Here is a 595-nt window from a genome sequence, read left to right on the forward strand (position 1 = left end):
TTCACTCGGTTTCTCCGTCGGCAGGGATCGGCACGCCCTCTCTGGAGACCGGATTGAGCTGCATGGAGCGCACGGCCTCGTCGGCCAGCGCCGTGATCTCCTCTGAACGGGCGATCTTCTCCCAAGTAATCGTGACAACAACCAGGGTCTGCAGGCGGGGCGGGAAGACGGCGTAGCGAATGTACTCGGTCAGCTTCCGGCCGAATCCGAGCCTGCGCTTCACCTTGAGCATGGACTGGACCCGGACCGCAGGTCCGGCAGGCAGCTCGAGTCGGGTGATCTGCGGTTCGCCGGTGACCTGGGCATTCGCCCACTGCAGCATCAGGGGGGTGACCTCCTCGGCGCTGGGCCGGGGGACGCCTTCATCGCGATAGCCGTCGACCATGAGGTTGGCGAGCGCCTCCCCCGTCTCCGTGTAGTACGCCGCCGCGAGGACCGGCACATCGTCGTTCAGGCGCACGGCCCGTTGGACCATGTCGTCGAAAGCCGCGCGTGTCTCGATCGCCAGACCGAGTGGATTGAGGCCACTCACCACCTCTGTGGCCAGGGCCATTGCCTCGGCCTTCGTACCTTCCTGAAGCGTCAGGTCGATCCA

Annotated in this window: 1 protein-coding gene; it reads right to left on the bottom strand. The window is 65.5% G+C overall.

Features of this window, described 5'->3' with window-relative positions; all coding sequences use genetic code 11:
* Position 1: 1 nt before the first annotated feature.
* Positions 2 to 595 (bottom strand): hypothetical protein (locus JYK17_RS40305; RefSeq protein WP_222812331.1); only part of this gene is annotated, 594 nt, incomplete at its 5' end.

This window comes from Streptomyces plumbidurans, from assembly GCF_019857225.1.
Taxonomy (GTDB): domain Bacteria; phylum Actinomycetota; class Actinomycetes; order Streptomycetales; family Streptomycetaceae; genus Streptomyces; species Streptomyces plumbidurans.